This window comes from Jutongia sp. (assembly GCF_057878315.1).
Map to the genome: position 1 here is coordinate 1 of NZ_DBLXSO010000027.1, position 14,179 is coordinate 14,179.

Here is a 14,179-nt window from a genome sequence, read left to right on the forward strand (position 1 = left end):
GCAACAAACAGGTGCTATGCACCCAGCCGGGAGCATAGCGCCGTTTGTTGTCAGCAGCCCGTTTCACGGTCTGCGTGTAGTTCCTTGTAAACTGACCTAACGATCTTTGCAAATATCATTGTCACCTTTATGGAGACGTTTGAAGAATTGTCCGGTTTCTCCTCTGTTTTCCGCATCGTAGAGATCGTGACGATCTTCATTTTCTGTCTGGAATATATCCTGCGTATCGTTGTTCGCAGCACACCGGAGAATTGAACGATATCATAATCATGAAAATATACCGGAAACCGGGGCGATCTCACAGCCGCACAAAACACACCGGAATCCCAATCTACATCCATGCCGGCAGATATGTCCGCAAATGCTTCCATGCATTATCTGCTGCCACGGCAAACGCAAAGGTCACAAGAAAAATTCCAACCGTATACAGCGGTATCCCGATCCATCCCGGTACATCGAGCGGTTCTAATTCTTCCTTTACAATATCCAGAAAAATAATATGTGACAGATATATCGTAAAGGAATGACGTGAGATCATCTGCATGATAGATTTCTGCGCCTCGGTAAATGCGATCTTCCCATGCTCTATGATCCCTATAAATACTCCCAGAGAACAGATCGCGATCAGAGGATTACGGTACTGAAAATATATTTCTTCATGATCCCCTGTCGTAAAGGTTCCGTAACAGGTCAGCCCGATATTGATCAGTCCCACGATCAAAACAATTCCGAAGCAGGTTTTCGTCCCCAACTTATAGTATTTACTGAACTTCCGCATAATATATCCCAGAACAAAATAACCGAGATAGCTGGAATTACCTACCATTGGTACCATATATGTAAATTCCATGTCTGCCAGTGCCAGAACATAATAAAGTGTCAGAAAAAACACCCACAAAAGGAAGAAGTACTCCATCAGGCGCCTGGACATCTTTTTAAACAGAAGCTGGAAAAACGGCAGTGCAATATACATCCCCAGAATCGCATATAAAAACCACAGGTGTTTCTTGACCGGATCCTCAAACAGAGTTTTAAAGTCATACCGGTCACCCCAATATGCAATGTTCCAAAAATAGTACAGAACACTCCAGAAAACAAGTACAACGATCGTATGAACTACCCTGTGTACGCTCTTACGCAGACTGACATTTTCGTCCAGCAGAAGGTAGCCGCTGATCATAAAAAAGATGGGAACTGCTACACGGCTGAAGCAGTTCGTCATAAGAGAAAACAGATACGTTCCGCCGGAAACCTCTCCGTACCCCCTGCTATATACATTTGATACATGAATACAGACAACCAATAAACAGGAAATGACCCGCAATAATTCGATATTATAATTCCTCTCGCGGCTCAAAGCCAACACTCCTCTCAAATCCGTAATATTTCAAATCTATGATATTCGTTGGTTTCAGGAAAACCGATATGTTCCGTCCTTCTCACGCCGGATCCCGGTACTGTAAAATGCCTCAAGTGCGCGGATCAGATACGCGGTATCACGCACGCCCGCTGTCTCATACGGCGAATGCATAGCAAGCTGTGCCAGTCCGATATCGACCATATTAACAGATACCTGATGGCTCGCAATATTGCCGAGCGTAGAGCCCCCCGGCACATCCGAACGATTCACATAGCTTTGTACCGGAACCTCAGCCTTCCGGCATATCTCCTGAAATACAGCTGCAGACACCGCATCTGTCGTGTATCGCTGATTGGCATTATATTTGATCACGATACCGCCATTCATATACGGACGATTCGTCGGGTCCGCCTTGTCCATATGATTTGGATGAACGGCATGCGCATTATCTGCAGAAATTAAAAAGCTTTCCGACAGAAGCATTTTCAGCTCCTCTGCATTCATACCCAGACCAAAGGCGATCCGTTCCAATACATCCTTCAGGAACGAAGACGCCGCCCCCTGCTTCGTGCCACTTCCGACTTCTTCATTATCAAACACGCAGCACACACTGATGCTTTCACGGTGATGTCCTTTGAGCATCGCCTTCACAGAGGCATATGCGCACTGCACATCATCCAGATGCGGACTTGAAATATACTCGTTTTGCGCTCCCCACACGGTTCCCGGCATCCGGTTGTACAAAAACAGATCCGTTGATACCACATCCTCCTTTGCAGCACCGCACTCTGCTGCGACCATCTCATCAAAGCTGCCCTCTGAGGCTTCGTCACCCCAAATTGGTATCATATCCTTCTGGGCGTTATATTTATATCCATCATTCAGGTTACGATCCATATGGATCGCCAGATTCGGGATCATCACAAGGTCTCGGTCAAAATTGATCAGACGCTGCTTCACGCCGCCGTCAGCACGTACCATAACCCTTCCGGCAATCGAGAGGGGTCTGTCAAACCACGGTGCGCACAGCATACCGCCGTACTTCTCTGCATTCAGCTCCACATAATGACCAGCCGAAACCATCTCCGGATTCTCCTTGATCTTGAAGCTCGGCGAATCGCTGTGGGACGCTACCATCTGGAAATTATGCACTTCCCCCGCCGGGATCCGGAAAGCGATCAGAGACGATCCATTCCGCATCACATAATAGTCCCTGCCCTTCTGCAGCTTCCATTTTTCATTTTCATATAACCGCTCAAAGCCATTATCGGATAATATCTGTGCCAGTCCATCCGCCACATGAAAGCTGCTCGGATGGCTCTTTATAAATTCCATCATCTCACGGGAAATCTTCTCATTCATCCCATTCACCACGCCTTTCTGCTATATCTGTCGTTTGTTTGCAGACACATGTATCAAAACAGGTCGTCCTGCATCCGATAATGCTCCATCAGCTCCATCGCCGCTCTCAAACTGCCGGTCTGATTAAAACCCTTCGGATAAGCAACACCATCGTCCATCGCCTTCTTCAACGTCTCCTCAAAGCATGTCTTGCCGTATCTCTGTATAAATATTGCCGATACCTTCGCGATATATTCGGTCTGTATATTGTAATAGCCCTTGCTGCAGGCAGGCAGGTCAAAGCACTCATAGCAGCCGTCCAAGCCGCGCTGTTTCGAGCATACGACATTCTCACACTGTCCATCCGGGAAAAGTGTGCCAAACGAACAGCAGGCATAATTACTCCTGCAGCCTCCGCACCACTGACTCTGCAGACAATGTGTACAATGCTGTCCACAGCGCGCGATCGGATCTGTTCCCGCTTTGGCACGCTGTACCAGATAATCCTTCATCTGACGGCAGCGTTCGATCCTTGCCCCTTTCGGATCATCTCCCTCCTCGTCATCATAAGAATAACGGTGAAGCATTTCACAGCAGAAATCCTTACACTCTCCGCAGAAATTGACCTTCTTGCGGCGGGCACATGCTGCCAGCTCACAGGGACCATAAAACGGATTGCCGCCGGTTGCCATGCAGCCGCCACAATGAAACTCTTCTCTATATTCACATTCCTCGCAGCTTAAGCCACAGTAAGAATCCATTCCTTTGTACATCTTTGAATCCTCTGCTTTCTCTCGTAATCATAATCATTATAAAATGTATCACATTCCGTCTCATAACGCAACAAAGCAGCCCGCCAAAACGGACTGCCTGTGATATGTATATCGTTACCTGACGATAAATTCAAAATAATAACATCGGTGCATCAGAAGCTGTGACCTCCACCGCCTCCGCTGCTGCCTCCTCCGCCACCGCCTCCGCCGGAGCCTCCACCGCCCCCGGAGCTTTGCGGACTGTATGTCTTCGTCTCCCGATCAAACTGCACATCAACATGATTCATTCTCTGTGTCGCTGCGATTGCCGCCAGCATTTCCCGATCCGACGGACTCTTCGCCCTCGAAAACAGCTTCACAAGAATATAATTGATCAGGATCGCAAGTGCCAGTGCCAGAAATAAATTGCTGACATATTTCATCGGCTGTGCGATCTTTCGCCCTTCCAAAAGCGTCTGCTCGGAGAGAAACACCTCTCTGGCACATTTATAGTAATCGCCCCTCGTAGCATGCTTATAAACGTTATCGGTGATTGTGTTGGCATATGCATTTGTGATCGTCTTGTAGATCACGCCGTTGCTGTAAATATAAATCTTGCGGTTTGCCATATCGATCAGAAACATCGTTCCGCTCTCTGCGCCGCTGCTCTGTTTCCACAGATACTCATCATACAGAGAATGTGCAAGCCCGGAGGTTCTGAATCCTTCTGTATCAGAAGTGAAAAATCCCACAGAACCGTACTTTGTCAGCCCCTTCATATTCTCCGCCAGTGCGCGCAGCTCACTCTCCTCCAGAAGAGAAGCATCATCGTGAAGCTCAATCTTATATCCGGTCTCATCATTGATATACCAGGTTCCGCTTAACTCTCCGATCTCCTCCGCATGGACGGATGCCGGCACAAACAGCAGACAAAATGCTGCCAGTAAACAGATCACAACAAATCTCATACCGGTCAATTTCCCAAAATTACGATCATGCACGGTCATCACCTCCCTTATAATGAAACTGCGGCAATGGCCGTGTTGCAAACAGATTGTAGCAGCGGATCAGATCCACCAGGGAAGCCACCATCGCAAGAAGCATCAATGCAATGCATCCATAATAATACAGATCTGAAACCGGATGAAGCAATGCAACGATCACAGAAGCCACCATCGGAATCAACAGATAGGTCAACGCATTGCCGCGTCCCTTTCTGGAGCTTACATCATCCATCCTAAACCATGTACGGAACCAGTAGATCAAGACCAGAACCGCTGCGGCTCCCACTGTGATCCGCGTAAAATATTCTTCCAGTACAAATCCAAAAAGAAGCCCTGCTGCTACCACAGCAAGAACAAGGATCGGATCAAAAAACGTCATTGCTGCACGGAAACTGTCACTCTCCGCCGATACCGTTTCTCCGTTAACGATAAGCTTCGGCTTCGCATCTGCCTCTTCTTTTTTCCTCTCCTCTAAGGATGCCGCAAGCTGTGCATCCGACTTTGGCGGAAGCTTCTCTCCTCCGGGTGCTCTTTTGTGATTCTCTCTCTGCTCACGCAGCCTTGCCGCGATCGCACCCTTGTCATATTCCTTGCCCTCCTGCGCTGCAATATCATCAATCTGTCTGAAATACATACAGGATACGATTCCTGCTACCAGACAGACTATGCCAAGCAGCATACTCGGGATCAATGTCAGAAAAGCGTTTAACAAGAAAAACAGCGGAATTGTCAATACCACCGACGCCCCCAGATATTTCGGGACATCCACCGGAAGATCCGCAACAACCTTTCCGGTCTGACCGTTCACCGTTGCGTAGGCGACACGGTTTTTATTCTTGTACGCCATAAACCATACCGGAAACATTGCTCCCTCAGCATCTCCTACCGTAGAATTCAGTTTCCACTGCAACGTTTTGCCGGTTTCTACGATGTCATATTTTCGCAGGTTCGGGTAAGAGCTGATAAAATCCTGCGTCTTATCCAGTGCAAACTGCTCTGCGTCATCCACATATAACGAGGTATCTATATCTGCGCTGTCCGCATAAAAGCCACTTAAAAATGCCGGTGTAAATTCCTTTATGTTCTTCGTGTCAAACGGTGCCAGATTCTCGCTGATCGTATCCGAGAACGAGGAGGATGCATCATAAGCAATTCCCTGATAATCAGCATCCAGATCAAGGTGCAGATTATAGTGACTTTTAATGATATAATCACCTCTGCGCTTCTCCGTGATTCCTGTCAGACGGATATCCCCGCCGCCCTCATGAACGTTGTAGATCCAATACGGCATGTAAATTCCGCGAAACTCATTGATATGCTTCTCACTCTTAAGTTCCTTGGGGGCAAAGACTGCCTTTCCCATCAGCTTCATGTAAGACTTCTTACACTGCTCCTTCGTCTGACGAAACGGTATGATATACTTCGGCCGGTGCTCCTTACGAAGACGGCTCTCCAGTATTGCTGCCGATCCGCAGAAGGTACAAAAGCCTGCCGCCGTGTTGTCGGTGCTGTAAATCTCGCCGCCGCACTGCGGACATTTGAATACGGTTACCTCGTACTCATCCTCTGTTTCCTGCGCTCCGTTGCGTTCGGACACTTCGTAAGGATCGAACTTGGAGTCACAGCTTGCGCATGCCATCATTTTTGATGGAATATCGTATCGCAGATTCCCTCCGCAATTAGGACATTCATACATACAATACCTCCTTTCGGTTTTCCTTTATGGTTAAATTGTTTGCATAACATTTCCATTTATCTGATTCGGACATAAACTATGCTAAGCTTGGAATTTTTGGGGCTTGGCACAGCATCTATCTCCAGAAAGTCAAAGCTTCGGATCAGCTTGCCAAGCTTGGAATAGCCGTAGTTTCGCGGATCAAAGCCCGGGATTCTTTTGGAGAGCTGAATACCGATCTCTGACTGATTGATCCATCCATCCTCGTCAGATTTCAGATCAATAATATTGGCGATCTCATCTCCGAGCTCCTCCTTGGTCAAAAAGCTTTCCTCTGCATGGTCATCGTAAAAATCATAGAAAACATCATCGTAGGAAGAATATACCGGTACATTCTCCTTTTTTGATTCTTTTTTCTGTTTTTTGCCGGACTGACTGCCGCCTGCCGGTTTCTTTTTCTGCTGCTTTTTATTCTCATCCTCCGCCTTATACAGAAGGTCGAGATATTTGAAGGTCTCGCAGGCTGACACAAGAGAGATCGGTGTTTTCTTCTCTCCCATACCGATGACAAGCATGCCCGCCTCGCGCAGCCGGTTCGCAAGCTTTGTAAAATCACTGTCCGAAGTGACCAGACAGAAACCGGTCACGTTGCCTGTATACAAAATATCCATCGCATCAATGATCATCGCTGAATCCGATGCGTTCTTGTTCTTTGTGTAATTGATCTGGAAAATTGGCGTGAGTGCATATTTACGAAGCTCATCCTTCCATGCCGATGCACTTCCTTCGGAAAAATCCGCATATACTCTTTTATACGTCGGTGTACCAAATTCTATGACTTCATCCAAGATCAGTTTAATATATTTGCGGGAAATATTTTCTCCGTCGATCAATACAGCTATCTTGTCCTGTTTCTGCATCCTTTACATTCCTTTCTTTTTCTGATCCTTCTCCTCGTCAGCACGACAGAATACCTCCTCGTACGGCTCTGTTCCATCAGCCGACTGTGCCGTGCCATACACGATCCGAACTGCGATGTCCGGCGCCCCCACAAGCGTCACATCGCTGCTTAAATCCTCAAACTCCCGCAAAAGCTCCCCGCACTTCATGTAATCGTTCCCTTTCAGAAATGCGACAAACTCGTCTCCACCGATGCGGAAGATCGGGCTGTGAGAGAACACCCTGCAGATAATGCCGCACGCTGTTACGATCAGTTCATCTCCACATTTTCTGCCTCTTGTCTTGTTGACTCCCGCCAGTCCCGTCACCTTAAATACTACGATTGTGTACGGCTGCTTCTGCGCCTCCTCGGACAGGGATTTTATGTATTCATAATAGTACATCTTATTCTTAACTCCGGTAAGTCCGTCACGATAGACAAGTCCGTTGATCTCCTTTACATAAGCCTTGAGATTCTGCGCCATCTGCTGGATGCTCTCCGTCAGCGTCTTCACTTCATCATTCGTGTTACACTCGATGCTCACATCCATATTACCGTCCGCAATCTCTTTTGCCGCGGCATTAAGCTGTTTTAACGGCTGAACGATCTTTTTCGTCATATATATCGTGAAACACAAATAACCGATCAGAATACTGCAGGTCACCAGCAGAATTACCAGCAGCAGATGATTTTTCGGCCGGTTTGTCTCTGTGACAGGTGCAAGAAGTACATATTTCATTCCGTTATTTAACGTCTGATATGACATATGGGAATGCTTCCCTTTATAGGAAAACGGCAGAAGTTTTCCCTGATTGGTGTCTGCCTTTTTCAGGGTATTATAGAAATGATCTGAAATATCCAGTGTGCGGATCTCAAATTCGTTGTCACCGGCATTGCGATAATAAACCACCCGCTTGTTCATATCCACAAGATTACCACGTCCATTTTCGTAAATGGCACCCTCCTGCGCCAGATCCACAAGATAAGAAAAGTCCATATCGATTCCCATCACGCCTACTAATGTCTTGCCAAGGTAGAACGGAATTCCATAAGAGATCATCTCCACCCCGATCGTCTCATTATAATAGGAACTTGTCCATATCGGTTTCCCGGCATTGACAGGCTGATAATACCAGCAGGTCTTTTCCACGTCCTTTTCTCCATACTCGGTGAGATCTGTCGTCATTGATTTCTTAAGGCCACTCTTGATATCGTTCTTCGCCCAGAAGAATCCGTCCTTCGGTCCCGTCAGCTCCGGATTATAACGAAAATACACCCCGAGCGTTCCCTCTGTATGATCTGTTACGTTGACTGCCAATGAACACACCCGGTCGGTATATTCCTTCCGAAAATCTTCATCCTGCAGATCCTTCAGTGATGTCAGACGGCTCCGGGCATAGTTGTAAATGATCGTTGCCGCCTGCTTTACGGTATCGAGCTGATTATCCATGCGGATCGTCTGCTCCTCGCACACTGTATTCAGTGTCGTCTTAAGATTTTCTGTCGACTCATAAACTGCATAGATGAGGCAGATGCCGCCTAACAGTAATGACATCGTCAGAAGTCCCGATATCATCAGGACTGTAAATTTGCTTTGAATTGATTTCATACTATCTCCATTCTTTTGTTCCTTCGTGCTTATCCTTCCTTATATAGTGTATCATGAATTTGCAGCATACACCAGATACTAAAATGACATTTTGTATTATAATTATAATACCTCATTTAATTCTTCGGTTCCCTCCAGCACGAAACGCCCCTCATGGATCAGCGCGATCTGTCTTCCGTCATGACAATGAACAATAATATCCCCCAGCTCATGATATGGGATCGTCACATCTGTATGACAGTTAAAATACGCCTTCTCCGGCTCGGTATGGCGAAGTGCGGAGAAGCGGTTTTCTTTTGCAATCATCTGCTTGCCGTCCGGATTATATGTGACAAGATCTTCCTCATGAGAAAAACAGGTGTCACCAAACGCAAAATGTGGTCCTGTCTTCTCCGCGATCAGGATCGGCAGGAGGTTGGAAATGCCGTACTTCTGCCCCATCGCATAAGCAGTCGTATTCGTACCGATTGCAAACTCCCCCATCGGAAGGGTCAAATGCTGGAACAAAAGATTCTCTTCAATATAGGCTTTATTCTCCTTTTCTGTCCCAAAATTGGTACACATATATTCTTTGACCGTACCATCCTCAATCTCCAGAGACAGGTTCTCATATTTGAGTTCGTTCAGATATACCTCGGTCACATGAAGTGTTCCATGCGTTCCCTCCAGCTTCGGTGAAGTAAATACTTCTCCAAGCGGAATGTTCACATCGGCAAGACAGTTTTCAAAATCGGTCTGACGCTCCGGATCCTCCAGCGGATGAAGCGCTACCGTCAGATCTGTGCGATTGCCGTTTCGTCCGGTTACGGTAACATATTCTCCCTGATCCAGCGCATCGATCAGCTTCTGCTGGATCACGCCGTATTTAGTGCTGTCCAACGTATTGACCCGTACGGTTTCGTCAAAGATTTCTTTGTAGTTCTGTCCAATTTCTGGGACAGGGTATGCGATGATCGTAAAGCTCACCTGATCCCCCGGTATAAATTCATTGGAAAGCAGTGAAGCGGCAGACTGGTATTCCAGCTTCTGCTTACGCTGCTTCTCGGTATATACGGCAGCCTCCTTCTTTGCAACAGGGACAAACGGCTCCTCTCCGAAAACTTCAACAACTGCCGGACCTGCATAGGCAGCCGCCAGTGTCTGATATTCCTCATAGGCACATCTTTGCTGTGCCAGCTTCCGGTCTGCCAGTGCCTTTCCAAAGATCAGTGCCTCATCAAAACGGTGATCGTAATCGTATTGCGGATTAGCTCCTCCTGAGCTGTAGCCGACCCGGATGCCTCTGCCATTGTGATAGATCAGATTGCCAACCGCACGGTACATCGTCGTCTTAAGTCCCAGCTTTTCAAACCGGCACATTGCCGCACGTATCATCCGCTCAAAGCCGAGCTGATACCGGATGTTGACCGTCTGCTTAGAGGACAGATCGATCCGGTACAACTCAAATCCCTTCCGGTATCCCTCCGTATAAGTGCACGCCATATCCTCGATCTGCTTTACTTCCAACTCCTGCAGATGTCTGGCTGTTCCAAGCTCATTCTCTCCGATATATTCTCCAAAATAATACAGGTACTTCTGATCTGTCAAATCTGCCGTCATGATCAGCGACTGTGCAAAGCAGTGATCCGGATCTAACATCGCCTGTGTCCGGTCCGCAATCGTCACATCCGCATAATCATACACATAATAATACAGGGCATTCCGAAGCTCATGCGGTTCGCATTTCTCATCCTCCATCAGATCGTAGATCTCAATGAATAACTCCAGACCCGTCACCAGGAAAAACAGTCTCTGCTCAAACACCCACACCAGCGTCTCACGCAGCTCTGCATATAACAGGCACAGATACCGTCCATACTCTTCCCCGAGCACCTTCACTGCATATGCCGGGTTGGCGTAACTCTCCCCATAGTTCTCCGGAAGGATATCCTCGTAAAGTGCATGGTTCTGCTCCTGCAGCTCCTCGAGTGACTTTGTGTAAAGCGTGCCGTCTGTGACACTTTCATATGTCTCCATCAGCATCACAAGATAACCGGAAACCTTTTCAAAATAATCTCCGGTATATTCCGGCACAACTGCTCCGCCGTTCTTTAACTCTTCGTAAACTCCGCGGACACGCCCCGCCGCAAGCTCATATCTTTCCTGATACTGCTTCTTTTCTTCCTCTGCTTTTGGATAAACAATATTCATAGTGTTTCAAATCCCCCTGTAGCATTCCTGATTATCTGTTCCCATAATAAAGAAAAAATACTGGAGCACCGCCTGTAAAAACAGTCGGCACCACAGTGTTATTGATTTAAGTTCCTTTATTGTCCGGTGCATAAGCTTTGCAAACCTGCCTCACTGCACCCTTCATATCGCCGTCGTATCCGGCTACATGATCTCCTCGATCCGCAGATATCTCTCCTTACGCAGATCGATTGCCTCTCCATCTGCCATCACTACCGGCCGCGACAGAGCATAGTTGTTGATATAGATCAGTTTTCCGCTCCTTCCATCCGAAAGACGTACGTTTTCATTGAGATAGGATTCTGCAATCCTCCTCAGAAAGATCATGATATATCGGCTGTCATACTTCTGAAAGCCCTCCTGTTCAAACAGATTGATCACATCAAACGGACATGTCGGTCCACGATAAACACGCGGAGAAGTCATTGCATCATACACATCCACGATCGATACGATCTTGGCATATTCATCAATATGTGCAGCCACCAGCCCAAGCGGATATCCACTGCCGTCATTGCGTTCATGATGTTGCAGCGCCGTATAACGGATATGATAATCCAGCTTGTTCTCTGTCAGTATCGCAAAGCCATATTCCGTGTGCTTCTTGATGATCTGATATTCTTCCTCACTGAGCCTTGACGGCTTCTGAATGATCTCGAGCGGTATCCTTGTCTTACCGATATCGTGAAGGATGCCGGCGACAGTCAGAGTCTTTTTCTCTTCCTCGTCGAAATCAAGCCAGTCCGCAAATACGTTGCACAAAAGCCCCACATTCATTGAATGCGCATATGTACTATCATCATAGTGTCTCAAATTCTGAACCATATCGAATGCATTGATGGAATTACCGGTATCCTTCAAAAGCATCACTACCTGACGATACAATGCTTCGCAGTCAATCTTCTGATTCTTCTCGACGACACAGCTGATCATATTCTGAAAACCTAACACCTCTGTGTCATAATCCTCCTGAAACTTCTTAAACTCCGGACTGTTCTGTATCCGTTCCGAATAGGAGGAACGATGATACGAATTGGCCTCCTGAATACTTAAGACCTCTTCCTCGATCATAAACTGTGGTATCTCGAAACGGTGCAGCTTTGTGATGGTTCTCTCATCCAACACCGTTCCCTTTTTTATGACGATCTGATTGGCAAAATTATAGACATCCTGTCCCAGGATCATCCCCGGACAAAGCCTCGACTTGTCCATCATCTGCACTTCGTTTCACCACCTCTTGTTCAAAATAAGCCCGCTCCCCGGAGCACTCTCCGGTTTTGCGGGCAAAAGCATCATCAATCCTTATCAACAACTTCCATGAAAAAGCTTGAGTAATCTTTTCTCTGTTCCTTCGTTGCTGCAATCGCTGTCCGCGGATGCTGATTCAGATGACCTGTGATGAGGTACGGAATGTCGTACCCCCAGACAGCTCCCTGTTCCTCGAGAGGAACCATATACTTCTCAACAAACTGCAGTACCGGGAATAACTGGTACTTTGGATTCTTGAGGAATCCAAGCAGAAGCTCCATCGCACAGTTCCCTGCGCCACGTCCCATGCCCTTCATCGTTGCATCCAGGAAGGATACGCCATTGGTCAACGCCTCGATCGTATTGGCAAATGCAAGCTGCTGGTTATTGTGTGCATGCATTCCGATGTACTTGCCATACTTCTCACCGATCTCAAGGTACTGCTCACTGATATTACGGATCTGCTCCGGAAATAAAGAACCGTAGCTGTCTACGATGTAGATTCCATCTACCGGACTGTTGCCGAGCATCTCGAGCGCAGACATGATATCGGACTCCTTCGCATTGGAGATCGCCATGATATTACATGTCGTCTCATAACCCTTATTGTGTGCATCCTCGATCATATCGAGTGCTGCCGGCATCGTGTTCACATATGTAGCGACACGCACCAGATCAACCGGACTCTCATCTCTCGGATGGATGTCCTCCTTGTAATTACACCTTCCGACGTCTGCCATGATGGAGATCTTCAGATCAGTATCATTATCTCCTACGATCGCGCGGATATCCTCATCGTTGCAGAATTTCCACTTGCCAAATTTGTCCACATCAAACATTTCTTTGTCTGCTCTATATCCGAACTCCATATAATCTACGCCAGCCTTTACGTTGGTCTTATACAGAGCTTTAATAAACTCATCGGTAAAATAAAAATCATTAACCAGTCCACCATCTCGAATTGTTGCATCCAGGACCTTGATGTCCGGACGAAAAGATAATAAATCTCCTTTTTGTGCCATAATGTCTTTCCTCCGTTTCTAAAACTTCATTTCCATCGTATATTATACATAATCTCGGCATGTTTTACAATCCTTTTACTCCGATCGGAAATAAAAAGATTTCCCCATACTACAAAAAAGCTGTGATATTCACCAAAATGGAAATATCACAGCTTTCTATGCGTTTATGATCCGCCGTCGAGCGGAATCTCTTTCATTTGTTAGTGTGCCAGAATGATCTTCTTCGGACACTTCTCCGCACACTTGCCACAGCCCGTACACTTGCTCTGATCGATATGAGCCACATTATTCTCAACCGTCACAGCTCCGGACTCGCACTGTCTTACGCAAAGACCACAGCCGATACATCCGGTATCGCAGACTGCCATAACCTTTGGTCCCTTGTCCTGATTAGAACATGCCACTCCATAAGAGGCATCGTATGGAACCATCTCAATCAGGTGATTTGGACATTCCTCCGCACACTTACCGCATGCCACACACTTCTCCTTGTCAACAACTGCCACGCCGTCAACCACATGGATCGCATCAAACTGACAGGCTGCCACACAGGAGCCAAAACCCATGCATCCAAAAGAGCATGCCTTGTCACCGCGTCCCGGTATCGCTGCTGCTCTCTTACAGTCTGAGATACCGTAATAATTTGCCTTAAGCCCCGCCTTGTCGCAGGTTCCGTTACATTTCACAAAGGCAACCATCCTGACTGCCTCTCCGGCATCCACACCCATGACTGCTCCGATCTTCTCGGCGACTGCTGCGCCTCCGACCGGACATGCATTAACCGGTGCTTCTCCGGCCGCGATTGCTTTGGCAAGCGCATCACAGCCTGCATAACCACAGCCGCCACAGTTGTTGCCCGGAAGGAACTCACGAACCTCGATCTCTTTCTCATCGACAGGCACGGCAAGCTTGATCGCTGCAAATCCCAGAAGAAGACCAATCAGAATACCGATAACGCCAACTAAAATTGCCGCATGTAAAATACCAGCTACCATTTTG

General features: G+C 47.2%; 12 protein-coding genes. 1 reads left to right on the forward strand and 11 read right to left on the reverse strand.

Going from position 1 to position 14,179, the window contains the following annotated elements; translation table 11 throughout:
* The first annotated feature begins 129 nt into the window (after nucleotides 1-129).
* A complete protein-coding gene (locus ACZLMD_RS07880; protein WP_489495513.1) occupies nucleotides 130-255 on the forward strand; it encodes a hypothetical protein in 126 nt (41 codons plus the stop codon).
* 76 nt (nucleotides 256-331) lie between these two features.
* On the opposite strand, the gene ACZLMD_RS07885 is transcribed toward ACZLMD_RS07880, so the two are convergent.
* The 11 genes from ACZLMD_RS07885 to ACZLMD_RS07935 form a co-directional block, all read right to left on the reverse strand.
* A complete protein-coding gene (locus tag ACZLMD_RS07885; RefSeq protein ID WP_022306548.1) occupies nucleotides 332-1,357 on the reverse strand; it encodes an acyltransferase in 1,026 nt (341 codons plus the stop codon).
* A gap of 54 nt (nucleotides 1,358-1,411) precedes the next feature.
* Nucleotides 1,412-2,722 (reverse strand): M18 family aminopeptidase, encoded by a 1,311-nt coding sequence (locus ACZLMD_RS07890; protein ID WP_489495514.1) that lies wholly within the window; start codon nucleotides 2,720-2,722, stop codon nucleotides 1,412-1,414.
* Between the two features lie 53 nt (nucleotides 2,723-2,775).
* A complete protein-coding gene (locus tag ACZLMD_RS07895; protein ID WP_482521304.1) occupies nucleotides 2,776-3,474 on the reverse strand; it encodes a DUF3795 domain-containing protein in 699 nt (232 codons plus the stop codon).
* A gap of 152 nt (nucleotides 3,475-3,626) precedes the next feature.
* Nucleotides 3,627-4,454, reverse strand: coding sequence for a TPM domain-containing protein (locus tag ACZLMD_RS07900; RefSeq protein ID WP_482521303.1), 828 nt, complete (start codon nucleotides 4,452-4,454; stop codon nucleotides 3,627-3,629).
* On the reverse strand, nucleotides 4,447-6,153 hold the full coding sequence (locus ACZLMD_RS07905; protein WP_489495515.1) for a TFIIB-type zinc ribbon-containing protein: 1,707 nt from the start codon (nucleotides 6,151-6,153) through the stop codon (nucleotides 4,447-4,449). Before ACZLMD_RS07905 ends, ACZLMD_RS07900 begins: the two co-directional genes overlap by 8 nt.
* Nucleotides 6,154-6,209: 56 nt before the next feature.
* The gene (locus tag ACZLMD_RS07910) at nucleotides 6,210-7,052 is read right to left on the reverse strand and encodes an NYN domain-containing protein (RefSeq protein WP_022306553.1); all 843 of its coding nucleotides are present in this window, start codon (nucleotides 7,050-7,052) and stop codon (nucleotides 6,210-6,212) included.
* Between the two features lie 3 nt (nucleotides 7,053-7,055).
* Nucleotides 7,056-8,681 (reverse strand): diguanylate cyclase domain-containing protein, encoded by a 1,626-nt coding sequence (locus ACZLMD_RS07915; RefSeq protein ID WP_484106977.1) that lies wholly within the window; start codon nucleotides 8,679-8,681, stop codon nucleotides 7,056-7,058.
* A gap of 102 nt (nucleotides 8,682-8,783) precedes the next feature.
* Nucleotides 8,784-10,871, reverse strand: coding sequence for an aminopeptidase (locus ACZLMD_RS07920; RefSeq protein ID WP_484106976.1), 2,088 nt, complete (start codon nucleotides 10,869-10,871; stop codon nucleotides 8,784-8,786).
* Nucleotides 10,872-11,054: 183 nt separating this feature from the next.
* Nucleotides 11,055-12,125 carry an HD-GYP domain-containing protein gene (locus ACZLMD_RS07925; RefSeq protein WP_484107021.1) on the reverse strand — a complete coding sequence of 357 codons (1,071 nt, stop codon included), beginning with the start codon at nucleotides 12,123-12,125 and terminating at the stop codon, nucleotides 11,055-11,057.
* A gap of 80 nt (nucleotides 12,126-12,205) precedes the next feature.
* The gene (locus tag ACZLMD_RS07930) at nucleotides 12,206-13,180 is read right to left on the reverse strand and encodes an aldolase catalytic domain-containing protein (RefSeq protein WP_022306557.1); all 975 of its coding nucleotides are present in this window, start codon (nucleotides 13,178-13,180) and stop codon (nucleotides 12,206-12,208) included.
* Between the two features lie 200 nt (nucleotides 13,181-13,380).
* Nucleotides 13,381-14,175, reverse strand: a complete 795-nt coding sequence (locus ACZLMD_RS07935; protein WP_486817828.1) for an RnfABCDGE type electron transport complex subunit B — start codon at nucleotides 14,173-14,175, stop codon at nucleotides 13,381-13,383.
* Between the last annotated feature and the right edge of the window lie 4 nt (nucleotides 14,176-14,179).

What these genes read in the sequence shown, in the direction of transcription:
- ACZLMD_RS07895 (WP_482521304.1), bottom strand. Translation starts at nt 3,474, where the DNA reads ATGTACAAAGGAATGGATTCTTACTGTGGCTTAAGCTGCGAGGAATGT.
- ACZLMD_RS07930 (WP_022306557.1), bottom strand. Translation starts at nt 13,180, where the DNA reads ATGGCACAAAAAGGAGATTTATTATCTTTTCGTCCGGACATCAAGGTC.
- ACZLMD_RS07910 (WP_022306553.1), bottom strand. Translation starts at nt 7,052, where the DNA reads ATGCAGAAACAGGACAAGATAGCTGTATTGATCGACGGAGAAAATATT.
- ACZLMD_RS07935 (WP_486817828.1), bottom strand. Translation starts at nt 14,175, where the DNA reads ATGGTAGCTGGTATTTTACATGCGGCAATTTTAGTTGGCGTTATCGGT.
- ACZLMD_RS07880 (WP_489495513.1), top strand. Translation starts at nt 130, where the DNA reads ATGGAGACGTTTGAAGAATTGTCCGGTTTCTCCTCTGTTTTCCGCATC.
- ACZLMD_RS07890 (WP_489495514.1), bottom strand. Translation starts at nt 2,722, where the DNA reads ATGAATGAGAAGATTTCCCGTGAGATGATGGAATTTATAAAGAGCCAT.
- ACZLMD_RS07915 (WP_484106977.1), bottom strand. Translation starts at nt 8,681, where the DNA reads ATGAAATCAATTCAAAGCAAATTTACAGTCCTGATGATATCGGGACTT.
- ACZLMD_RS07925 (WP_484107021.1), bottom strand. Translation starts at nt 12,125, where the DNA reads ATGATGGACAAGTCGAGGCTTTGTCCGGGGATGATCCTGGGACAGGAT.
- ACZLMD_RS07905 (WP_489495515.1), bottom strand. Translation starts at nt 6,153, where the DNA reads ATGTATGAATGTCCTAATTGCGGAGGGAATCTGCGATACGATATTCCA.
- ACZLMD_RS07920 (WP_484106976.1), bottom strand. Translation starts at nt 10,871, where the DNA reads ATGAATATTGTTTATCCAAAAGCAGAGGAAGAAAAGAAGCAGTATCAG.